Source organism: Staphylococcus sp. GW823-FHT05F06 (assembly GCF_058795495.1).
Window position 1 is genome coordinate 96,869 of record NZ_JBXAHW010000002.1, and the last position, 23,321, is coordinate 120,189.

The window sequence follows — 23,321 nt, forward strand, 5'->3', positions numbered from 1 at the left end:
TGAATAATGGTGTAGAATTAAAGTGAGTCAGAATACGCTTATTAAGGAGTGTCGTATATGGAAAATTTTGATAAAACAATGAAATTTAGTTATGAAGAAATTCCAAAGGAAGATGTCAAATCAGTTCTTCAGAATGTCCATCGTACATTAGAAGAACGTGGATATAATGCAGTTAATCAAATAGTGGGTTACTTATTATCTGGAGATCCTGCATATATTCCACGTCAAAATGAAGCAAGAAACCAAATACGTCATATAGACCGTGATGTAATTATGGAAGAACTCGTTTCAAACTATTTAAAAGAGTCTAAGAATTAATATGCTAAAGCATAAAATTTTAGGACTAGATGTTGGAAGTAAAACTGTTGGCATTGCTATAAGTGACCTTATGGGTTGGACTGCTCAAGGGTTAGACACACTCCGTATCAACGAAGAACAAGATGATTTAGGAATTGATCAACTCGTGAAGATTATTAAAGATAATCAAGTTGGAACTGTTGTTATTGGCTTGCCCAAGAATATGAACAATTCAATAGGTTTTCGGGGAGAGGCTTCAATAAAATATAAAGAAAAGTTACAAGAGTCTATCCCTTCTATTGATATTGTTATGTGGGACGAACGTTTAAGTACAATGGCTGCTGAAAGATCTTTACTTGAAGCAGATGTTTCAAGACAAAAAAGAAAAAAGGTAATAGATAAAATGGCAGCTGTATTTATTTTACAAGGCTATTTAGATTCTATTCAATAAAGGAGAAATTAAAAATGACAGAACATAATCACGATGCTGAGTTAACAATAAATAATGAAGAGGAATTACTTACGTTATATGATGAAAACGGAAATGAAGTTTTATACCGTAAAATGTTAGAATTTTATCATCCAGAATTCAAAAAAGAATATGTCGTTCTTGCAGAAGAAGGTGCACAATCAGATGACGAAGATATGATTGAACTTGTACCAATGATAAATGAACCTGATGAGTCTGGTGATGGTGGGAAATTAGTCCCTATTGAAACAGATGAAGAATGGGATATGATTGAAGAAGTTGTAAATACTGAGATTAACGAATAATCTTTAAAAGATGTTGTATGAGAAGTGTAATTGAGATTCTAGGTCTCTTACATCAAGGAATTATATTGAGAGGGAAAGTTTAATATTATTAAATTTTCAACTTAGTTACCATCTTAAATTACTTTCAAAATGCCTGAGACAATCAATGCTGTCCCAGGCATTTTAATATTAGAATTATTTAAATTTACCCTACTAATAATAATGCTTGGAGACATATTCGTATAATTGCCTCTTATAAAAATCTTTGAATTATGGTAAAATGTCTAAAGTTAATTTCTATGAATACTCATATTTACTTCTAATATAAAAGTATAGAAGAATTACTATTATAATCAGTCATTTTCATTGATTAACTATCAACATAATCAATACATGGGCTGATTTATTTTGTTTTTGTAATTGTTAATGATAAAGGAAGTTTTAATGATATGGATTCAAATCAAAAATATTTAGCACAATTACATCAATCAATTGATACTGAAATCGAAGAACTTAGAGTTTATGCTGAAGAAAATCAAGTTCCTATTGTAGATAAATTAACACTTGATTTGATAAGACAACTCATTCGAATGAATAGAACTAAAAATATTTTAGAAATTGGTACAGCCATTGGTTATAGTTCAATGCAATTCGCTAATATTTCGAAAGATATAAATGTAACAACAATTGAACGAAATGAAGACATGATTCATCTTGCAAAAAAGTTCATAAAAAAGTATCGATACCAGAATCAAATCCGTTTAATTGAATACGATGCTTTGAATGCATTTGAACAAGTCAATGACAAACAATATGATATGATATTTATCGACGCAGCTAAAGCACAATCAATGAAATTTTTCCAACTATATACACCGTTATTAAAAAAAGGTGGAATTGTGGTTACTGATAATGTTTTATATCATGGATTTGTTTCAAATATAGACGTTGTTCGTTCGAGAAATGTGAAACAAATGGTTAAGAAAGTGCAACAGTACAATGAATGGTTGATGGAGCAATCTCAATTTACAACAAACTTTATAAATATGGATGATGGATTAGCAATATCTATAAAAGGAGAATGACTATGGTTGAATTATTAGTTACTCCTAAGTCAATAACTCATATGGAAACACTAATAGATAAAGGTGCAGACGCATTTGTTATTGGTGAACAAAAATTTGGTTTAAGACTGCCGGGAGAATTTAATCGTGATGCTATGCAAGAAGCTGTAGCATTAGCCCATAAAAATAACAAAAAAGTATACGCTGCTGTGAATGGTATTTTCCATAATTACCACTTAGATGCCTTGGAAGACTATATTAACTTTTTACATGATATTCAAGTAGATCGCATTATATTTGGTGATCCAGCTGTCGTTATGTATGTTAAACAACACGAGCATCCAATTCCATTAAATTGGGATGCTGAAACTCTTGTAACGAATTATTTTCAGTGTAATTACTGGGGGAAAAAAGGTGCAAATAGAGCAGTTTTAGCTCGAGAACTTAGTTTAGATGAAATAATTCATATTAAAGAGCATGCTGATGTAGAGATAGAAGTTCAAGTTCATGGTATGACTTGTATGTTTCAATCCAAAAGAATGCTATTAGGAAATTATTATACTTTCCAAGAGCGACAAATGAAGATAGAACGCCAACATGATCATGGAGACTTATTATTATATGATGAAGAAAGAGATAATAAATATCCAGTTTTTGAAGATTATAATGGTACTCACATCATGTCTCCAAATGATATCTGTTTAATAGAAGAATTAGAGCCTTTTTTTGAGGCAGGAATAGATGCGTTTAAGATAGATGGTATTTTACAAAGTGAAGAATATATAAATGTAGTCACAGAGCAATATCGAGAAGCTATAGATTTATTTAATGAAGATCCGGATGCATATGAAGATGAAAAATTCATGCTCGTTGATCCTATAGAAGAAATACAACCTGAACATCGTCCATTCGACGAAGGTTTCTTGTATAAACAAACAGTATATTAAGGAGGCTTATCATTAAAATGAAAACTTTAGAAGAAGTTAAATCCAAAACCCAAAAGATAATGAAAAAGCCTGAACTACTTGCACCAGCTGGTAACTTAGAGAAACTTAAGATTGCTGTTCATTATGGTGCAGATGCAGTGTTTTTAGGTGGCCAAGAATATGGATTACGTTCTAATGCTGATAATTTTACTATGGAAGAAATTGCTGAAGGTGTAGACTTTGCTAATCGTTATGGCGCTAAAATTTATGTTACAACGAATATTATTGCACATGATGAAAATATGGAGGGACTAGAAGAGTACTTACAAAACCTTGAATCTACAGGTGCTACTGGTATCATAGTAGCGGATCCTCTTATCATAGAAACTTGTAAAAAAGTTGCGCCCAGATTAGAAATTCATTTATCAACACAACAATCACTTTCAAATTATAAAGCTGTTGAATTTTGGAAACAAGAAGGATTAGACCGTGTTGTACTTGCACGTGAAACTGGTGCAATGGAAATGAGTGAAATGAAAGAAAAAGTTGATATTGAAATAGAAGCGTTTATACATGGCGCAATGTGTATCGCATATTCTGGTCGTTGTACTTTAAGTAATCATATGACAGCTCGAGATTCTAATCGAGGTGGTTGTTGTCAGAGTTGTCGTTGGGACTATGATTTACTTGAAGTTGATAGTGATGGAGAATTAGATTTATATTACGACAATAGTGATGTTACTCCTTTTGCAATGAGTCCTAAAGATTTAAAATTAATAGAATCTATACCTCAAATGATGGAATTAGGCATCGATTCGTTAAAAATTGAGGGACGAATGAAATCTATACATTATATTGCCACAGTTGTTTCTGTATATCGTAAAGTCATTGATGCATATGCCGAGGACCCCGAAAACTTTAAAATAAAAACGGAATGGTTAATGGAATTAAATAAATGTGCCAATCGTGACACAGCACCAGCTTTCTTTCAAGGTACACCTGGTTATGAAGAGCAAATGTTTGGTGAAGAACAGTCTAAAAAATCATCTTATGATTTTTGTGGCCTCGTGCTAGATTATGACCATGAAACACAATTAGCAACAATACAGCAGAGAAATCATTTTAAACCAGGACAAGAAATTGAGTTCTTTGGTCCAGAAATTGATAGTTTTAAACAAGTTGTTGAAGCGATTTACGACGAAGAAGGTAATTCTTTAGATGCAGCACGTCATCCATTACAAATTGTACAAATTAAAGTAGATAAGCCTATTTATTCTAACAACATGATGAGAAAGGAAATTGGCTAATGAATCAGACAACGATTATTGGCATTGCAGGGGGTTCAGGCTCTGGGAAAACCACAGTTACTAATGCAATCATGAAGAATTTAGAAGGTCATAGTGTCGCACTCTTAGCACAAGATTATTACTATAAAGATCAATCACATTTAACTTTTGAAGAACGGCTTGAAACAAATTATGACCACCCATTTGCATTTGATAATGATTTACTTATTCATAATTTAAAAGATTTAAGAAATGGAAAACCAGTAGAGGTACCTACGTACGATTATTCTCAACATACACGTAGTAAAGAAACAATTGCATTTGATCCAAAAGATGTTATTATCGTAGAAGGTATCTTTGCTTTAGAAAACAACACATTACGAGACATGATGGATGTGAAAATTTATGTCGATACTGATGCTGATTTACGAATTTTACGTAGGCTTACAAGAGATACTAAAGAGCGTGGTCGTACAATGGAATCAGTAATTAATCAATATCTTAATGTAGTAAGACCTATGCATGAGCAATTTATTGAACCTACAAAAAAGCATGCTGACATCATAATTCCTGAAGGAGGCAGCAATAAAGTTGCCATAGATATTATGACTACTAAAATCCAGTCACTCGTAAGCAAAAAATAGTAATTTTTATAGTAAAGGAAGATGAGATTTATGGAAAACCAAAAACAATATCCTATGACTCAAGAAGGTTATGAGAAACTTGAACAAGAATTAGAAGAATTAAAAACGGTTAAAAGACCTGAGGTAGTTGAAAAAATAAAAGTAGCTCGTTCATTTGGAGACCTATCTGAGAACTCTGAATATGATGCTGCTAAAGATGAACAAGGCTTTATTGAACAAGATATACAACGTATTGAACATATGATTAGAAATGCGTTAATCATTGAAGATAACGGTGATAACAATGTAGTTCAAATTGGTAAAACAGTTACTTTTATTGAATTACCTGGAGATGAAGAAGAAAGTTATCAAATCGTTGGTTCTGCTGAAGCTGACGCATTTAAAGGAAAAATTTCTAACGAATCTCCAATGGCAAAAGCACTAATCGGTAAAGGATTAAATGATCAAGTACGTGTTCCACTTCCTAACGGTGGCGAAATGAATGTTAAAATCGTTGAAATTAAATAATTTACTAAATGGGGGAAATCGAACTTAAATATCATTGAAGTACTTTCCAAACTCGGTTCCGGATAGTAATATATATAAATTTTGAGTTCAATGAGTCTGGGATATAATTCCTAGCAAAATAGCCAGTAAATGAATTTTTTATAAATTCATTACTGGCTTCTTTATTGTATAAAGAAAACCATGCGCTATGCGTATGGTTCAGAAAAGGTTTTACCGTTATCTAAAAAAACATCTCATCATGCTAGAATATATATTGGTCAGCCAACCAAAATATTCAACACGAGGAGATGCTTTTTTATGTCATCTGACACAAACAGTTTAGCACATACAAAATGGAATTGTAAGTATCACATAGTCTTTGTACCAAAATATAGAAGACAAGTGATATACGGAAAAATCAAAAGAGATATTGGAGTTATTTTACGTCAACTATGTGAAAGAAAAGGCGTAGAAATAATAGAAGCAGAAGCATCTAAAGATCATATTCATATGTTAGTTAGTATTCCACCTAAATTAGGAGTATCCTCATTTGTTGGATATTTAAAAGGTAAAAGCAGTTTAATGATTTTTGATAGACATGCTAATTTAAAATATAGATATGGAAATAGAAAGTTTTGGTGTAAAGGATTTTATGTAGATACAGTAGGTAGAAATAAAAAGGTAATTGAAAATTACATTCGTAATCAATTACAAGAAGATATCGTTGCAGATCAAATTTCAATGGAAGAATACCTAGATCCCTTTACAGGAGAAGAAATTAAAAAAAGACGAAAAAAATAGTACCCCTTTAGGGGTGCTGGGAAAGTAGTGCAGTTGGCTGACCTATCAGTGCCCTTTTAGGGCTGGCCAGTAAGAAAGGCTTATAGCCGTAGAACAAACCACCCGTTCATACGGGTGGTTTTGATTTACTTATCCTGGAACTTTATGTCCCTGACTCATAAAAAGTGCATTATACTTGTAGTTTGATAGTTATGATTACACTTCAATGCACTTTAAAAGTTGAGACTATTTTCGATGTCTCAGGTATTTTGTGTAATTTGAGAATGGTTTAAATAAATGTTTGATGAGGTTTTATCCACCAAAATATGACAAACTGTTATCAATATGATTAAATGATAATAGAAATTTAATGTTTGGAAGTTTGCAATAATTAAGATAACCCAATAACTTTAATTCAATTTATTATTTGTTATTATTAGCTATTTGAATTAATTATTAAACAACATCTTTATTGCAATGGTACAATAAAATTGTTGTAACAAATAATTCCTTAGTATTTTTAAAAGGAGGGATTTTGTTTTGAGGACACAATTTATTAATGAACAAACAATGATGATTTACTTTGAAAATGAAATTAGTGAATCAACTTTCAAAAAGGTACAACAAACAATTCAATATATAAAATCGAAAAATTTATCTGAAATAACAAACATGATACCTTCATATCGTGCTATTCTAATTTACTTTGATAATTCGGGGATAAACGGAACTGAATTATTAGAAAATTTAGAACTCGATGAAAATTCGAACAGTAGAAAACAATCACATTTTAAACAGCGTATCATTCATATACCTGTATTATATGGTGGAGATTTTGGTCCAGATTTATCAGAAGTAGCTAACGTTAATAAATTAAGTCAGGAAGAAGTTATTCAAATACATACACAACAACCTTATCTAATCTATATGCTTGGGTTTATGCCGGGTTTCCCATACTTAGGTGGATTGGATGCTAAGTTGCACACACCTAGACGGTCTGAACCTAGAATCAAAATTAACGCTGGTTCTGTTGGAATAGCAAATAATCAAACAGGTTTATATCCTATGGACTCACCTGGTGGTTGGCAGATAATTGGTCGCACACCAATAAAAGTCTTTGATTTAAATAGGACACCAATGACGTTATATGAAGCTGGTGATTACATACAATTTTATAGTATAAATTATCAAGAGTTTGAAAAAATATCAAACGATATTAATAAAGGAAAATTTGATATAGATAAGTGGGTGACATATCAAGATGAGTATTAAAATTTTAAAGCCTGGCCTGTTTTCAACAATTCAAGATATAGGTAGATTAGGGTATCAGGATTTAGGATTTTCTGAAGCAGGTGCATTAGATTACTATAGTTTATCTATTGCCCAAAAACTTATCGGAAATCATGGACCAGCAATTGAATATACTTTAGTAGGTCCTAATATAGAATTTTTAACAGACAATACTTTTGCCATTGTCGGTGGTGATTCAGAACCGAAACTTAATGGTAACAAAATTGACTTATTAACTGTTTATCATGTAAGAAATGGAGACCAATTAGACATTGGTCAAATCACTGAAGGAGCAAGAGGATATATTGTTTTTGGACACCCACTTAAAATTAATAAAGTGGCTCAAAGCTATTCTACACATGTTAGAAGTGGAATGGGCGGATTTAAAGGTCGTGCATTAAAGAAATACGATGTTATTGCAACTCAAGTAAATCATAACTATAAAACTAATTTAGGAAAAACAATTGATTTCTCATCTATACCTGATAATAATTACATACACGTCATTGAAGGACCTCAGATCAATGAATTTGATGAAGAAACGATAGCTAAATTCGTAAATAGCGATTTCAAAATTTCTGATCAATCAGATCGAATGGGATACAGATTAAAAGGTAATACAGTAGCACCTAAAAATAGTGCTGATATCATTTCTGAACCTGTCGCTTTGGGAAGTATTCAAGTACCTAACGATGGTAATCCCATTATTCTTTTAAATGATAAGCAAACAATTGGTGGTTATACAAAAATTGCAACGGTAACACAATTAGATTTAAGAAAATTAGCACAGATGAAGCCTGGAGACATTATACAGTTTAAATGGATAACTGTTGAAGAAGCTTCAAAAAAGCTTAAAGAATTTAATACTAAATTTGAACAATTATTAAAGCGTTTTGATGAGCAACCATTGTTTAACCTAAATCAACTTAGACATACTTCTAATAAAATCGCAGAAATAATTAAGGAGGATAGATAAATGGATATTAAAAAAATTGAGGAAGTCATTAAATTGGTAAAAGCTAATGATGTAAAAAAATTTAAGTATAAGGACTCTCATAATGAAATAGAACTTGATTTTACTAATGGAGCATCTCAACAACATTCGCAACAATCATCTCAAGATATTCAACAAGAGAATATTAAATCCTTAGATGAAAAGCAAGAGTCCATATCAAATGACCAGCAAGAGATTAAATCTCCTATGGTTGGAACATTTTTCTTACAAGATAGTAAAGAACTAACAGAACCTAAGATTAAAGTTGGCGATACTGTAACTGAAGGAGATATTATCGGTTACATTGAAGCTATGAAAGTTATGAATGAAGTAACTACGGATGTTACTGGTGAGGTCACTGAAATATTAGTAGAACATGGAGACAATGTTGAATATGATCAGCTACTAGTCAGAGTTAAATAGGAGGAATTCAATGATGTATCGATGTTTGATTGCAAATAGAGGCGAAATAGCAGTAAGAATTATAAGAGCTTGTAGAGAGCTTAACATAGAGACAGTTGCCATTTATGCAAAAGGTGATGAAAATAGCTTACATGTAAGTTTAGCCGATCAAGCAATATGCATAGGTGAAGCAAATCCATTAGACAGTTATTTAAATATTGATCGTATTATATCTGCTGCAAAAGTTACAGAATCAAACGTAATTCACCCTGGCTATGGTTTCTTATCGGAATCTACGAATTTTGCGAAAGCCGTTGAAGACAATCATATACATTTTATTGGACCTAGTAAGACAACTATGGAAATGATGGGGGATAAAATTACTGCCAGACAAACTGTTAAACAAGCAGGAGTACCTGTTATACCAGGTTCTAATGATGCTGTTCAAAGTGTAGATGAAATTAAATTATTATCCAAAGAAATAGGATTTCCAGTTGTACTAAAAGCAGCTAGTGGTGGTGGTGGGAAAGGCATCAGAATTGTTAAAGAAGCATCTCATTTGGATCAGGCTTTGAAAGAAGCTAAAAGTGAAGGACAAAAATATTTTAATGATGATCGAGTGTATGTAGAGGCGTTCATACCAGTAGCAAAACATGTAGAAGTGCAGATTATCGGAGACGGTAAAAATAACTATGTTCACTTAGGTGAACGCGATTGTTCTGTTCAACGAAAGAATCAAAAATTAATAGAAGAAGCGCCTTGTGCTGCATTAACTGAAGAAAGAAGAACAAGAATATGTGGCGACGCAGTTAAAGTAGCTCAAGCTTCAAGATATCGTAGTGCTGGAACAATAGAATTTTTAGTTACAGAAGATGCACATTATTTTATTGAAATGAATGCTCGTATTCAAGTTGAACATACAGTTACAGAAATGCGTGCTGATAGAGACCTATTACAAGCTCAGTTATATTTATTAACACACGGTGAATTACCATTCACTCAGAAAGATATTTTATTTAATGGTCATGTAATTGAGGCGCGTATAAATGCTGAAAATCCTGAAAAAAACTTTTTACCCACTCCAGGAAAAGTTAATAAATTACACTTACCACAAGGATTTAATATACGTGTAGATTCTTTACTTTACACAGGTTATCAGGTTTCTCCTTATTATGATTCACTTGTAGCTAAAGTGATTGTAAAGGATTCTAATAGACAAACTGCTATTAATAAATTAAAAGTTGCGTTAGATGAAATGGTCATCGAAGGTTTTACTACTACAGCTGACTTTTTATATGCGGTTTTAAATTATCCAATATATGCAAAAGGCGATGCCAGTAAAGTAGATATAAAATTTCTTGAAAAACATCAAATCATTAAAGAGGTGAAATGAAGTTGAAAATTGATTTAAATTGTGATTTAGGAGAAGCTTTTGGTAACTATACATTCGGTGGAGATCAGCACATTTTACCATTAATAACTTCTGCTAATATTGCTTGTGGTTATCATGCAGGTGATGAAGATGTTATGAATGAAACTGTTCAATTAGCGAAAAAAAATAATATAAGTATTGGAGCACATCCGGGTCTTCCTGATTTGAAAGGCTTTGGTCGTCGTAAAATGGATCTTACTCCAAATGAAATTTATAACTTAGTTATATATCAATTAGGTGCGTTAAGTGGCTTTTGTAAAATCAATCATGTAAAAATGATGCATGTTAAACCTCATGGTGCCCTTTATCAAATGGGGGCTAGAAATAAAGAAATTGCACATGCAATTGCTCAAGCAGTTTTTGATTTCGACTCAAATCTAATTTTCGTCGGCTTAGCGAATACATTACTTATTTCGGAAGCTGAATTAGTGGGGCTTAAGGTAGCTTCGGAAGTATTTGCTGACCGTCGTTATGAAGATGACGGACAATTGGTAAGTAGAAAAAAAACCGATGCCACTATCACTAATACTGACGAAGCAATCCAACAAGCATTAAAAATGGTTTTGGAAAATAAAGTTGTAAGTAAAAATGGAAAAATCATCGATTTGAAAGCTGATACAATTTGTGTTCACGGAGATGGAAAACACGCATTAGAATTTGTTACGCAAATTAGAAATGAATTAATGAAAGAAGGCATTGATATTCAATCCTTATAGGGGGTCAAAAGATGGGGGAAAATACAAAACAAGATTTCAATCAAAAAGGACAAAATTTTAAATTCACAAAAAAACATAGACGATTATTATATGGTTCAGTTTTTTTAATGGCTACATCAGCTATTGGTCCAGCATTTCTGACTCAAACTGCAGTGTTTACTGCACAATTTTATGCTAGTTTTGCATTTGCAATATTAATTTCTATTATTATAGATATAGGCGCTCAAATAAATATTTGGAGAATATTAGTGGTAACTGGATTACGTGGACAAGAAATATCTAATAAAGTATTACCTGGACTTGGTACTATTATCTCCATACTAATTGCATTTGGTGGTCTCGCATTTAACATAGGTAATATTGCTGGTGCAGGTTTAGGTTTAAATGCAATGTTTGGTCTTGATGTAAAATGGGGTGCTGCAATAACAGCTATTTTTGCGATACTTATCTTTGTTAGTAGAAGTGGTCAGAAAATAATGGATGTTATTAGTATGATTCTAGGTATCGTAATGATTTTAGTAGTCGCTTATGTCATGGTTGTTTCAAATCCCCCTTATGGAGATGCATTAGTACATACATTTGCACCTGAACATCCTTTCAAACTTATATTACCTATAATTACATTAGTTGGTGGTACAGTAGGGGGTTATATTACTTTTGCAGGTGCACATAGAATTCTAGATTCTGGTATAAAAGGTAAGTCATACCTTCCTTTCGTAAATCGATCTGCTGTAGCAGGTATTTTAACAACTGGTGTCATGCGCACCTTATTGTTTTTAGCTGTACTAGGTGTTGTTGTAACTGGCGTTACGCTTAGTTCAGAAAATCCACCAGCATCAGTTTTCCAACATGCATTAGGTCCTATAGGTAAAAATATTTTTGGCGTAGTAATATTTGCAGCAGCAATGTCCTCAGTAATTGGTTCTGCATATACAAGCGCAACATTTTTAAAAACACTACACAAATCGTTACTCAATAAAAATAATCTTATCGTTATTACATTTATTGTAATTTCAACTTTTGTTTTCTTATTTATTGGTAAACCGGTGAGTTTACTTATAATAGCTGGTGCGATTAATGGTTGGATTCTACCAATCACATTAGGTGCAATTCTCATTGCAAGTAGGAAAAAATCTATCGTTGGTAATTACCAACACCCAACATGGATGCTTGTTTTTGGTATTATAGCCGTAATTGTCACAATAATGACTGGTATCTTTTCATTACAAGATTTAGCAAGTCTTTGGAAAGGTTAATTGTATAATAAAGTTCTATGACTACCCGCAACTGTTTTTAAATCAATTGCAGGGTAGTTTTTAATTATAAATAAGAAGAGATATTATTTAATCATAGTGATTTAAGCATTGATACTTTAAAACTAGCTATCGTGGAGATATTTAAAATGTGATAAAATACTTATGCTAATGCTTTATAAATGAGGTGTGAAAAGATATATGATAGGAATTATTGGAGCAATGGAAGAAGAAGTGACGATTTTAAAGCGTAAATTGAATGATATGAATGAAATAAATATTGCGCATGTTAAATTTTATGTTGGCAAGCTAAACCACAAAGAGGTGGTTTTAACACAAAGTGGTATAGGTAAAGTTAATGCTTCTATCTCAACGACTTTGTTAATAGAAAAATTTAATCCAGAAGTCGTCATTAATACTGGATCAGCAGGTGCACTAGATCAAACACTATCTATTGGAGATATATTAGTGAGTAATCATGTATTATATCATGATGCTAATGCTACAGCGTTTGGTTATGAATATGGACAAATACCTCAAATGCCTAAAACTTATACTACTGATCCTACTTTGTTGAAAAAAACAATGCATGTATTAGAACAACAACAACTGAATGGTAAAGTAGGTATGATTGTTAGTGGTGATAGTTTTATAGGTAGCTCAGAACAGCGACAAAAAATTAAGCAACAATTTCCAGAAGCTATGGCTGTCGAAATGGAGGCAACTGCAATTGCGCAAACATGTTATCAATTTAAAGTACCATTTATCGTAACTAGAGCTGTTTCTGATTTAGCAAACGGTAAAGCCGATATTTCTTTTGAAGAATTTTTAGATAAAGCAGCTTTATCATCTAGTGAGACAGTTTCATTATTAGTAGAATCATTATAAAGGTAAAGGTGAAAAGATAGTGGGAATCATAAAAAAATTATTTATGCCAAATGCATATGTGAAATCAATATTTGAAATTGATATAGAAAAACTTGCCGATAGTGGTGTTAAAGGTATCATAACTGATTTAGATAATACACTTGTTGGTTGGGATGTTAAAGAACCTACTAAGGGTGTTAAATCATGGTTTGCTAAGGCTAAAGATTTAGGAATAACTGTCACAATTGTGTCAAATAATAATAAAAGTCGAGTATCAAGTTTCTCAAGTAATTTAGGTGTAGATTATATATTCAAAGCACGTAAACCGATGGGGAAAGCCTTTAAGATGGCTATTAAAAAAATGAAAATTCAACCGAGAGAAACCGTTGTTGTAGGAGATCAAATGCTTACTGATGTGTTTGGTGGCAATTGTAATGGTTTATATACAATTATGGTAGTACCTGTTAAACGGACTGATGGATTAATTACAAAGTTTAATCGATTAATTGAAAGACGATTATTAAATCATTTTAGAAAAAAAGGTTATATTAAATGGGAGGAAAATTGATTGAATGAAATACTAAAATGTATTGGATGTGGTGCACCCCTACAGTCAGAAAATAAAGACGCACCCGGCTATGTTCCAGAACATAATATGTTTCGAGAAGATGTCATCTGTAGAAGATGTTTTAGATTGAAAAATTATAATGAAGTTCAAGATGTGGGTATGGAAAGTGAAGATTTTTTAAATCTACTTACTGGACTATCTGAAAAAAAAGGAATTATTGTCAATGTAGTAGATGTGTTTGATTTTGAAGGGTCATTCATCAATGCAATACAACGGATTGTTGGTAATAAAAAAATTATATTAGTGGCAAATAAAATAGATTTATTACCTAAACAAATTAATCATCGACGTGTAAAAGAATGGTTGAGAAAATCTGCTCGTAAATATGGATTAGAAGCAGAAGATGTCGTTCTTATTTCTGCAAATAAAGGTTGGGGGATTGATGAATTATTGCAATCTATAAACCATGTAAGAAATAAAGATGACGTATACATTGTAGGTACAACGAATGTTGGAAAATCTACATTAATTAATAAATTAATTGAACAGAGTGTGGGAGAAAAAGATGTAGTAACTACATCACGCTTTCCAGGAACAACTTTAGATATGATAGATATTCCATTAGACGAAAAATCATTTATGTTTGATACACCAGGTATCATTCAATCACATCAAATGACAAATTATGTATCTGAAAATGAGTTGAAAATCATTATACCTAAAAATGAAATAAAGCAACGTGTGTATCAACTTAATGAAAAACAGACATTATTTTTCGGAGGATTGGCACGCATTGATTATGTATCTGGTGGTAAAAGACCACTTGTTTGTTTCTTTTCAAATGATTTAAATATTCATAGAACTAAAACCGAGAAAGCTAATGATTTATGGAAATCCCAATTAGGCGCATTGCTTTCACCGCCTCAAGATGCACAACAATTTAATCTTAATGATGTAAAAGCAGTAAGACTGGAAACTGGTAAAACTAAACGTGACATCATGATATCTGGTTTAGGATTCATAACTATTGATGCTGGTGCAAAAGTGATAGTTCGTGTTCCAAAACATGTAGATGTTATTTTAAGAAATTCAATTCTTTAAAAAGAGGTGATAAAAGTGAAATTTGCAGTAATTGGAAACCCCATTTCTCATTCATTATCGCCATTGATGCATCATGCTAATTTTCAATCTTTAAATTTGGAAAACACGTATGAAGCGATAAATGTACCAGTTAATCAATTTCAAGACATTAAAAAAATAATTTCAGAAAAGAGCATTGATGGATTCAATGTTACTATTCCACATAAAGAACGTATTATTCCGTACCTAGATGATATTAATGAACAAGCGAAATCTGTTGGGGCGGTAAATACAGTTTTAGTTAAAGATGGTAAGTGGATTGGTTATAATACTGATGGAATTGGTTATGTTAATGGTTTAAAACAAATATATGAAGGTATAGAAGACGCTTATATATTAATTTTAGGTGCAGGTGGAGCAAGTAAAGGTATAGCAAATGAATTATATAAAATCGTTCGTCCGACTTTAACAGTTGCAAATAGAACGATGTCTCGTTTTAATAATTGGTCGTTAAATATTAACAAAATAAATTTAAGCCATGCAGAAAGCCATTTAGATGAATTTGATATTATAATAAACACTACACCTGCTGGTATGAACGGCAATACAGATTCTGTAATTTCTTTAAATCGTTTAGCTTCACATACTTTAGTAAGTGATATTGTTTATAATCCATATAAAACACCAATACTAATAGAAGCTGAACAAAGAGGTAATCCAATCTATAATGGTCTTGATATGTTCGTTCATCAAGGTGCTGAAAGTTTTAAAATTTGGACTAATCTAGAACCAGATATAAAAGCAATGAAAAACATAGTAATTCAAAAATTGAAAGGAGAATTATGATGTTAACTGGTAAGCAAAAAAGATATTTACGTAGTTTAGCTCATAACATTGATCCAACTTTCCAAATAGGTAAAGGTGGTATTAATGAAAATATGATTCAACAAATTTCTGAAACATTAGAAAAGAGAGAATTAATTAAGATTCATATATTACAAAATAATTTTGATGATAAAAAAGATTTAGCAGCAATAGTATCTCAACAAACGCAAAGTGAATTGGTACAAATAATCGGGTCAATGATTGTGTTATATAAAGAGTCTGAAGAAAATAAAGAAATCAAATTGCCACAATGAATAAAAAAATCGTTCTCTTTGGCGGTCAATTTAACCCGATTCACACTGCTCACTTAGCAGTAGCAAGTGAGGTTTATCATGCTATTAAACCAGATATATTTTTCTTTTTGCCTAGTTATATGGCTCCTTTAAAGCATCATAATACACAATTATATTCTGAACATCGAGTGAAAATGATACAGCTCGCTATTAAGGAGATTGGATTTGGTGAAATTTGCACTACTGATTTAGATAGAAAAGGTCCAAGCTATACGTATGAAACCATTTTGCATCTCAAAGAAATATATCATAATGCACAGTTATACTTTATTATTGGAACAGATCAGTATAATCAATTGGATAAGTGGTATAAAATTAATGAATTAAAAAAACTTGTAACCTTTATTGTAGTGAATAGAGAAACTGATAACCAAAATGTAAGTAAAGAGATGATTTCTATAAAGATACCTCGAATAGATATAAGCTCAACAATGATTAGAAATAGAGTGAGAATGAACCAATCTATAAAAGTTTTAGTACCTAAAAGGGTAGAGAATTATATTAAAGAGGAGGGGTTTTATGGAGATAAGTAGAGCTAAAGAACTGGTAAAAGAAAAACTGCCTGATAAACGTTATCAACATTCATTACGAGTGGCGGATACAGCAGTTAAGTTAGCAGAAATATACGATGGTGATATCAAAAAAGCTGAGTTGGCAGGTATATTACATGATTACTGTAAATACGAAGACTTAAGTACAATGTATCAAATTGTTAGACAATACGAACTTGAAAGTGATTTGCTTAGCTATGGTGGAGAGATTCTTCATGGACCAGTATGTGCGGCACTTATGAAGCATGAATTTGATGTAAATGATGAAGAAGTTTTACTTGCTATAAAATATCATACGACTGGGCGTCAACAAATGACTAAAACAGAGAAACTTGTTTTTATTGCAGACTATATAGAGCCTGGTAGAAAAACGCCTGGAGTTGAAGAAATTAGAGATATGGCATACAATCAAGGTAGCTTAGATAAGACAATTTATGAGATTTCTAAGCGTACTGTATTATTTTTAATAGAAAAGGATATTACTGTATATGGCGCCACAATTGCGTGTTTAAATTATTATAATTATAGCGATGAAAGAATAAAGGATGATTAAATGAATTCAGAAGAATTATTAAATATTGCTGTCGAAGCGACAGAGAATAAGAAAGCAGAAGATATTATTTCTCTCAATATGAATGAAATTAGTGATATGACAGATTATTTTGTAGTCTGTCACGGGAACAATGAACGTCAAGTTCAATCCATTGCTAGATCTGTTAAAGAAGTGGCACATAAACATGATATTGACGTTAAACGTATGGAAGGCTATCAAGAAGCTCGATGGATACTTATTGATTTAGCAAATGTAGTTGTTCATGTTTTTCATAAGGATGAAAGAAGCTATTACAATTTAGAGAAATTATATCAAGATGCACCTATTAAAGAATACGGTCAGGCAGTATTTTAGTCATGAATCAATATGAAGATATGAGTTTAGTATATGACAAACTTACTCAAGATCAACCGTATCATTCGTGGTTTAATATTGTTGAGCATTTCTTACCTTCTGATAGTCATGATTTGTTAGATATTGGTTGCGGTACTGGCAACTTAACACAATTACTAACGTCACTAGGTGAAGTCACTGGTATGGATATTAGTGTAGATATGTTATCAATAGCTAGACAAAAAACAAATCAAGTGAAGTGGATCGAAGGTAATATGACTCACTTTAATTTGAACAAAAAATTTAATATGATTACAATATTTTGTGATTCACTGAATTATTTAGAAACATTAAATGACGTAAAAATGACATTCAAAAGAGTGTATCAACATTTAAATAAAAATGGTGTTTTTATTTTTGATGTACATACTGTTCATAAAATGAAAACATTATTTAATAATAAAAGTTATATTGATGAATCTGATAATGTTTTTGTAGGTTGGGATGCAATATGTGGGGATGAACCATTAAGTGTTTATCATGAAATGACTTTCTTTGTATCACAGCAAAATGGATTGTATCAACGCTTTGACGAATCACATTATCAAAGAACATATGAGGAACAAATTTATCGAAATTTACTAAAAGATGTTGGGTATCATAGTGTTAAGACTTTTACAGACTTTAACATTCACAGTCATGAAGAAGATGCCCATCGCTTGTTTTTTGTTGCTAAAAAATAAATTTTTAAAAGTAAAATCACTTCTCAGTACGTTAATAATACTGAAGGAGTGATTTTTTGTGTTTAATATTAACAGACGATATATCGATTTTTTTATGAAATGGAAGTTGTACATCTTGATTATATTAATAATGTTAACAACATTCTTTTTTTACTTACTCAATGATAACAATAATGATTTGATACAGAATAGTCAGGAAAGACAATCTAAAATATCTGACCAGCAAATAAAAAATAGCAAAAAGTTAAATAAAAAAGAAGTGTCTATTCAAAAAGATAATACAAAAGAAACTAAAATATTTATCGATATTAAAGGTGCTGTTAAACATCCGAATGTATATGAAATGTCTTCTTCGAATAGAGTCATTGATGCTTTAAATAAAGCAGAGGTATTAAAGGATGCAGACTTATCACAATTAAATCTTTCTGAAAAATTAGTTGATCAAAAACTTATCTATGTTCCTAAAAAGGGTGAGAATAGTATGAAAATCAACTCACAGCAATCAACATTGAATTCGAGTGACGTAAAAATCAACACGAATCAACCTTTAAATTTAAACTCTGCTACTGAAGAACAATTGAAAAACATACCAGGAATAGGTCCAAGTAAAGCTAAAGAAATTTTAAATTACAGAGAACAAAATCATGGATTTAATAGTATCGATGACTTAATGAAAATAAAAGGATTCGGAAAGAAAACATTTGAAAAACTGAAAGAACATTTTACTATTTAAATTATCATTCATTGCAATATTAAGTCTAAATGATTAAGCTATAAATATTACAACTACTTAATTTAAGGAGGCATAGTTAATGGAACGAATTAAATGGGAAGAATACTTCATGGCTCAGAGTCATTTACTGGCATTAAGATCAACGTGTAAAAGATTATCAGTTGGTGCTACAATCGTAAAGGATAATAGAATAATAGCGGGTGGATATAACGGCTCAGTAGCTGGAGAAGTGCACTGTATTGATGAGGGGTGCTTAATTGAAGATGGACATTGTATACGTACTATACATGCAGAAATGAACGCACTACTACAATGTGCAAAACAGGGTGTATCAACAGAAGGAGCAACGATTTACGTTACTCATTTCCCTTGTTTAAACTGTACGAAATCAATAATACAAGCAGGTATCAAAACGATTTACTATGCACAAGATTATCATAATAATGACTATGCCATTAAATTATTGAAGCAATCAGGAATTGAATATAAAAAAATTCCGTTTTCACCTGAATATGTTGCTCAATATCTGACTCAAGAATAACCAATGTTTTACATTGCTCTTGCTTTTTTGGTAGGGGTACTTTGGATAAAATTCAAAGTAATCTCTATCTCCTTAATATTAACTCTTTTGTTACTAATTATGATAAAAAGGCTTAATATTATAATACTATTATTAATGTTTATTTCAGCTATAAGTTCATTTTTTTTAATAAGTTCCTATAACCAAACCGAAATTAAAAACATAAATAGTTTATATAATGAACCGTTTATTGATGATTTTGTTACTTTCAAATCTTTTACGCCTAAATCAACATACTATACTGGCATATTAAATTATAAAAATAAAGACTATAGATACTTTTACAAAATATTAAAGTCAAATTTCAAGCAAGATTTAACTCATAAAAGTTGTCGAGTTAAAGGAGAATTTAAATTCGAAAAAGAGTTGTCCTTGTTGAATATTTCAACAGTTCAATTTAAGTCTTGCCAAGAAAACAATATTTTCACTCCTATATATCATCATCAAAATTATATCACCAAAATAATTCATAAATCTGGGGTCACGCATCCTGAAAGAATATTAGCGTTGATAACAGGTGATACCTCTCTAATTGATGAATATTACAAATCTAACATCAAAGATATAGGTATTTACCATTTACTAGCTATAAGTGGTACACATGTTGGTACAATTATTGTCCTCGTTTATCAACTGTTAGTACGTTTAAATATACCTCTAGTTCTCATTAAAGGTGTAACTATTTTACTATTATTAATCTACGCTGTTTATACTGGATTTGTACCTAGTGCCATGCGTGCCATTTCAATTGCAATCATTATACTTATGTTGCCAATCCATTTTAGGAAAAGTTCTATACATGTGCTTTCATTTATATTTGTGTTAATGATTCTCTTAAATCCTCAATTTATAAATCACATTGGTTTTCAGTTCTCTTTTTTGATAAGTTTATTTATTATATTGGCAAAACCATATATAAGTGCTTTAAAACCACTTAAATGTTTGTTTATTATTAGTTTTTTGGCTCAATTAGGTTCAATTGTAATTAATACCTATCATTTTAATCAATTTCAATGGATAGGTTTGCTATCTAATTTTATATTTGTTCCATTCTATTCTTTTATATTATTTCCTTCGGTCATTATCTACTTTATTTTAATTCACTTTTTTCAACATAGCTTCCTATTAAATACTTATATAAATATGCTTTTTAAAATTCATGACTGGCTAGTTCAATTATTTTTAAATTTAAATCATTTAAAGTGGTACATTCCTAAATTAAACCAATATAGTTTACTTATTTTGATTATACTAACGTTAATTTTTCTTTACATACTTGTCTATAGAGGGTTTGTTACATCCGTACTAAGTTTTTTAATTGTTTTAATCATTTTTACACATTTAATTAGACCACATTATGCCGAGTTAACACTTTTTGATGTGGGTCAAGGAGATAGCATTTTATTCAAAACAAAGTCAAATAAAAGTGTTTTGATTGATACAGGAGGTAAAAGAAATGAAAATGTAAGTTTTAAACATAATAATATTGCCAAATATAAAATTTTACCAAGTATTAAGAAAAAGGGTATTACCACTATAAATTATTTAGTAATTACACATCCTCATGCCGATCATATGGGTGAATTAATATATTTTTTAAATAATATTAATGTGAATAATCTCGTTTTAAATATTGAAAGTTTCCCATTAGAATTACTTAAAGAGGTTACGACAAAATGCAAGGAAAAAAAGATAAATATCTTGGATGTAAATCAAGTTAAAAAAATAGATATTGATAATAGTAAGATAAGCTTTTTAAATAGTTTTATACCATTAAGTGATGATAAAAATGAACATTCCATTGTTACATTAATTGAATATAACGGCATTAATATTCTACTGATGGGAGATGCAACTGTTAATAATGAAGACATTCTATTGAAGAGATATAATTTACCAAAAATAGATATTCTAAAAGTTGGTCATCATGGAAGTAGGACAAGTAGTTCGAAATTATTTATTAAAGATATAGAACCTAAAATCAGTCTTATATCTAGTGGTAAAAATAATAAGTATCATTTACCTAATTTGGATGTTATTCAAAGATTAAAATATTATGGTAGTAAAGTTTTTGATACTCAAGACAACGGGGAATTAACTATAAATTTAGATGAAGAAGTTTACATAGTCTACCGTGATAATTTAAATCAAAAGAGTTTAGCTAGAGAAAGTGTATCGTAAAGTGATATAATTCATGAGTATGATATATAGAGGAAGGTGTACGTATGAGCAACAATATCTTCACTGTCTACGGTGAAGTACCAGAATTAGTCGAAAAGAAAACAAAAGAAATTGTAAATGATTATCTAGGACAAGAGATAGATGACTTTAATTATGTAAAATACAACTTGTATGAGAGTGACCTAACTCCGATTATTGAAGAGACACTTACTATGCCTTTTTTCTCAAATAAAAAAGCAATTGTTGTAAAGAACTCGTATGTTTTTACAGGGGAAAAATTTTCTAAAGATTTAAATCACAATTCTGACGAGCTTATAAAATTTTTAGAAAAATATGATGGTGAAAATCTCATTATCTTTGAAGTGTATCAGCCTAAACTAGATGAGCGCAAAAAACTCACGAAAACGTTGAAGAAAAATGCACAACTTAAGAAAATTGAACAAATGTCTGAAAAGGAATTAAAGCATTGGATTAAAAATACACTAAACAATAATTATAAAGATATTAAGCAAGATGCTCTTGAATTATTTATTGAATTAACTGGTGTTAACTATAATATTGTTTCTCAAGAATTAGAAAAATTAATTTTATTCATAGGTGAGAGACCTATAATTAATAAAGAAGATATCGATTTAATTATTAATAGAAGTTTAGAACAAAATGTATTTCTACTAACTGAATACATTCAAAAAGGTAATAAGAATAAAGCTATACAATTAGTCAATGATTTAATCATTATGAAAGAAGAACCTATAAAATTACTGGCATTAATTACTAGTAATTATAGATTATATTATCAATGTAAAATTCTTAGTCAAAAAGGCTATAGTGGGCAACAAATTGCAAAGACTGTAAATGCACACCCTTATAGAGTAAAACTAGCACTCAATCAATCCCGACATTATAAACTAGAAAGTTTGTTTAACATCATAAACGCTTGTGCAGAGACTGACTACAAACTAAAATCATCTTATATGGATAAACAACTCATTTTAGAATTATTCATACTATCTCTATAAAAAATTTGAGGTAGGAGATATAAAATAAATCCTATCGACAATAGAAATATTGGTTGTAAAGTAATAAAACAGAGCCTAGGACAATTCGTTTTGTCCTAAGCTCTGTTTTAATAATCATTATTTATTAGCTGACATAAGTTTAGATTTAATACGGTCAGCTTTATTAGAATGGATTAAATTACTTTGAGATGCTTTGTCAACTTGTTTGATAGCAAATCTTAATAATTCATCTTTGTTTTCAGCATCAGTAGAGATAGCTGTTTTAGCTCGTTTCACAGCTGTACGCATAGCGTTTTTCTTAGAAATATTTCTTTCTTCAGCTGTTTCAGTTGTTCTTACACGTTTGATTGCAGATTTAATATTTGGCATTACTGTCACCTCCTAAAAGTGATCATAACTTATCAAAATTTATTTGATTACAACAAGAAATATTTTATCAAATGTCTTATATTTGTGCAATCATTTATTTAAAAGTAACTTCATTTGAATTTATTACTTTTTAATTGTTGGAATGAACTACTGAACTAGATATAATAGTTATGTTAGAATTTACATTTAATTAATTATGTCAAAGATATATTGCATTAAAGTAATAAAAACGTTACTATATCA

The 23,321-nt window shown here is 30.7% G+C and carries 29 protein-coding genes; 28 read left to right on the forward strand and 1 reads right to left on the reverse strand.

What is annotated here, in order from left to right; genetic code table 11:
• The first annotated feature begins 57 nt into the window (after positions 1–57).
• From AC1Q7N_RS01950 to holA, 28 genes are all read left to right on the forward strand, one after another.
• Positions 58–318 (forward strand): IreB family regulatory phosphoprotein, encoded by a 261-nt coding sequence (locus AC1Q7N_RS01950; protein WP_001830883.1) that lies wholly within the window; start codon positions 58–60, stop codon positions 316–318.
• A 1-nt stretch (position 319) separates the two neighbouring features.
• A complete protein-coding gene (ruvX, locus tag AC1Q7N_RS01955) occupies positions 320–748 on the forward strand; it encodes a Holliday junction resolvase RuvX (RefSeq protein ID WP_001830837.1) in 429 nt (142 codons plus the stop codon).
• Between the two features lie 14 nt (positions 749–762).
• Positions 763–1,071, forward strand: coding sequence for a DUF1292 domain-containing protein (locus tag AC1Q7N_RS01960; protein ID WP_001830855.1), 309 nt, complete (start codon positions 763–765; stop codon positions 1,069–1,071).
• Between the two features lie 428 nt (positions 1,072–1,499).
• Positions 1,500–2,135, forward strand: coding sequence for an O-methyltransferase (locus tag AC1Q7N_RS01965; protein ID WP_001830827.1), 636 nt, complete (start codon positions 1,500–1,502; stop codon positions 2,133–2,135).
• 2 nt (positions 2,136–2,137) lie between these two features.
• A complete protein-coding gene (locus AC1Q7N_RS01970; protein ID WP_002456168.1) occupies positions 2,138–3,061 on the forward strand; it encodes a peptidase U32 family protein in 924 nt (307 codons plus the stop codon).
• Positions 3,062–3,078: 17 nt separating this feature from the next.
• Positions 3,079–4,347 carry a peptidase U32 family protein gene (locus AC1Q7N_RS01975; RefSeq protein ID WP_001830748.1) on the forward strand — a complete coding sequence of 423 codons (1,269 nt, stop codon included), beginning with the start codon at positions 3,079–3,081 and terminating at the stop codon, positions 4,345–4,347.
• Positions 4,347–4,970 carry a uridine kinase gene (gene udk, locus AC1Q7N_RS01980; protein ID WP_001830824.1) on the forward strand — a complete coding sequence of 208 codons (624 nt, stop codon included), beginning with the start codon at positions 4,347–4,349 and terminating at the stop codon, positions 4,968–4,970. Before AC1Q7N_RS01975 ends, udk begins: the two co-directional genes overlap by 1 nt.
• A gap of 30 nt (positions 4,971–5,000) precedes the next feature.
• Positions 5,001–5,477: a transcription elongation factor GreA gene (greA, locus tag AC1Q7N_RS01985; protein ID WP_001830881.1), complete on the forward strand. Its 477-nt coding sequence runs from the start codon at positions 5,001–5,003 to the stop codon at positions 5,475–5,477.
• Positions 5,478–5,774: 297 nt separating this feature from the next.
• Positions 5,775–6,257 (forward strand): IS200/IS605-like element ISSep3 family transposase, encoded by a 483-nt coding sequence (tnpA, locus tag AC1Q7N_RS01990; RefSeq protein ID WP_001832700.1) that lies wholly within the window; start codon positions 5,775–5,777, stop codon positions 6,255–6,257.
• Between the two features lie 519 nt (positions 6,258–6,776).
• A complete protein-coding gene (gene pxpB / locus AC1Q7N_RS01995; RefSeq protein ID WP_001831296.1) occupies positions 6,777–7,508 on the forward strand; it encodes a 5-oxoprolinase subunit PxpB in 732 nt (243 codons plus the stop codon).
• On the forward strand, positions 7,498–8,502 hold the full coding sequence (locus tag AC1Q7N_RS02000) for a 5-oxoprolinase subunit C family protein (RefSeq protein ID WP_001832780.1): 1,005 nt from the start codon (positions 7,498–7,500) through the stop codon (positions 8,500–8,502). The genes pxpB and AC1Q7N_RS02000 overlap by 11 nt, the downstream gene beginning before the upstream one ends.
• Entirely contained in the window at positions 8,503–8,943 is a 441-nt protein-coding gene (locus AC1Q7N_RS02005) for an acetyl-CoA carboxylase biotin carboxyl carrier protein (RefSeq protein ID WP_001832766.1), read from the forward strand. It begins immediately after the preceding gene.
• 13 nt (positions 8,944–8,956) lie between these two features.
• Positions 8,957–10,315, forward strand: a complete 1,359-nt coding sequence (locus AC1Q7N_RS02010; RefSeq protein ID WP_002493556.1) for an acetyl-CoA carboxylase biotin carboxylase subunit — start codon at positions 8,957–8,959, stop codon at positions 10,313–10,315.
• Positions 10,316–10,317: 2 nt separating this feature from the next.
• Positions 10,318–11,070: a 5-oxoprolinase subunit PxpA gene (gene pxpA, locus AC1Q7N_RS02015; RefSeq protein ID WP_001830928.1), complete on the forward strand. Its 753-nt coding sequence runs from the start codon at positions 10,318–10,320 to the stop codon at positions 11,068–11,070.
• A gap of 11 nt (positions 11,071–11,081) precedes the next feature.
• Positions 11,082–12,326, forward strand: a complete 1,245-nt coding sequence (locus tag AC1Q7N_RS02020; RefSeq protein ID WP_001831227.1) for an NRAMP family divalent metal transporter — start codon at positions 11,082–11,084, stop codon at positions 12,324–12,326.
• Positions 12,327–12,524: 198 nt separating this feature from the next.
• Entirely contained in the window at positions 12,525–13,211 is a 687-nt protein-coding gene (locus AC1Q7N_RS02025) for a 5'-methylthioadenosine/adenosylhomocysteine nucleosidase (protein ID WP_001831322.1), read from the forward strand.
• Between the two features lie 43 nt (positions 13,212–13,254).
• The gene (locus tag AC1Q7N_RS02030; protein WP_153647389.1) at positions 13,255–13,758 is read left to right on the forward strand and encodes a YqeG family HAD IIIA-type phosphatase; all 504 of its coding nucleotides are present in this window, start codon (positions 13,255–13,257) and stop codon (positions 13,756–13,758) included.
• On the forward strand, positions 13,759–14,859 hold the full coding sequence (gene yqeH / locus AC1Q7N_RS02035; protein ID WP_001832784.1) for a ribosome biogenesis GTPase YqeH: 1,101 nt from the start codon (positions 13,759–13,761) through the stop codon (positions 14,857–14,859).
• A gap of 15 nt (positions 14,860–14,874) precedes the next feature.
• Positions 14,875–15,684 carry a shikimate dehydrogenase gene (gene aroE / locus AC1Q7N_RS02040; protein WP_001831091.1) on the forward strand — a complete coding sequence of 270 codons (810 nt, stop codon included), beginning with the start codon at positions 14,875–14,877 and terminating at the stop codon, positions 15,682–15,684.
• Positions 15,684–15,977 (forward strand): ribosome assembly RNA-binding protein YhbY, encoded by a 294-nt coding sequence (yhbY, locus tag AC1Q7N_RS02045; protein WP_001830956.1) that lies wholly within the window; start codon positions 15,684–15,686, stop codon positions 15,975–15,977. Before aroE ends, yhbY begins: the two co-directional genes overlap by 1 nt.
• Positions 15,974–16,549, forward strand: coding sequence for a nicotinate-nucleotide adenylyltransferase (locus AC1Q7N_RS02050; protein ID WP_001831250.1), 576 nt, complete (start codon positions 15,974–15,976; stop codon positions 16,547–16,549). Before yhbY ends, AC1Q7N_RS02050 begins: the two co-directional genes overlap by 4 nt.
• Complete coding sequence (gene yqeK, locus AC1Q7N_RS02055; protein WP_001831144.1) at positions 16,536–17,120, forward strand: bis(5'-nucleosyl)-tetraphosphatase (symmetrical) YqeK; 585 nt, start codon at positions 16,536–16,538, stop codon at positions 17,118–17,120. The genes AC1Q7N_RS02050 and yqeK overlap by 14 nt, the downstream gene beginning before the upstream one ends.
• On the forward strand, positions 17,121–17,474 hold the full coding sequence (rsfS, locus tag AC1Q7N_RS02060; RefSeq protein WP_049387406.1) for a ribosome silencing factor: 354 nt from the start codon (positions 17,121–17,123) through the stop codon (positions 17,472–17,474).
• A 2-nt stretch (positions 17,475–17,476) separates the two neighbouring features.
• Positions 17,477–18,196 (forward strand): class I SAM-dependent DNA methyltransferase, encoded by a 720-nt coding sequence (locus AC1Q7N_RS02065; protein WP_001831220.1) that lies wholly within the window; start codon positions 17,477–17,479, stop codon positions 18,194–18,196.
• 58 nt (positions 18,197–18,254) lie between these two features.
• Positions 18,255–18,929: a helix-hairpin-helix domain-containing protein gene (locus AC1Q7N_RS02070; protein WP_001830931.1), complete on the forward strand. Its 675-nt coding sequence runs from the start codon at positions 18,255–18,257 to the stop codon at positions 18,927–18,929.
• A gap of 79 nt (positions 18,930–19,008) precedes the next feature.
• Positions 19,009–19,470 carry a ComE operon protein 2 gene (locus AC1Q7N_RS02075; RefSeq protein ID WP_001831274.1) on the forward strand — a complete coding sequence of 154 codons (462 nt, stop codon included), beginning with the start codon at positions 19,009–19,011 and terminating at the stop codon, positions 19,468–19,470.
• A gap of 3 nt (positions 19,471–19,473) precedes the next feature.
• Positions 19,474–21,690 carry a DNA internalization-related competence protein ComEC/Rec2 gene (locus tag AC1Q7N_RS02080; RefSeq protein ID WP_001831012.1) on the forward strand — a complete coding sequence of 739 codons (2,217 nt, stop codon included), beginning with the start codon at positions 19,474–19,476 and terminating at the stop codon, positions 21,688–21,690.
• 44 nt (positions 21,691–21,734) lie between these two features.
• Positions 21,735–22,709, forward strand: a complete 975-nt coding sequence (gene holA / locus AC1Q7N_RS02085; protein WP_001831125.1) for a DNA polymerase III subunit delta — start codon at positions 21,735–21,737, stop codon at positions 22,707–22,709.
• Positions 22,710–22,826: 117 nt separating this feature from the next.
• On the opposite strand, the gene rpsT is transcribed toward holA, so the two are convergent.
• A complete protein-coding gene (gene rpsT / locus AC1Q7N_RS02090; RefSeq protein WP_001831221.1) occupies positions 22,827–23,078 on the reverse strand; it encodes a 30S ribosomal protein S20 in 252 nt (83 codons plus the stop codon).
• Positions 23,079–23,321: the final 243 nt, after the last annotated feature.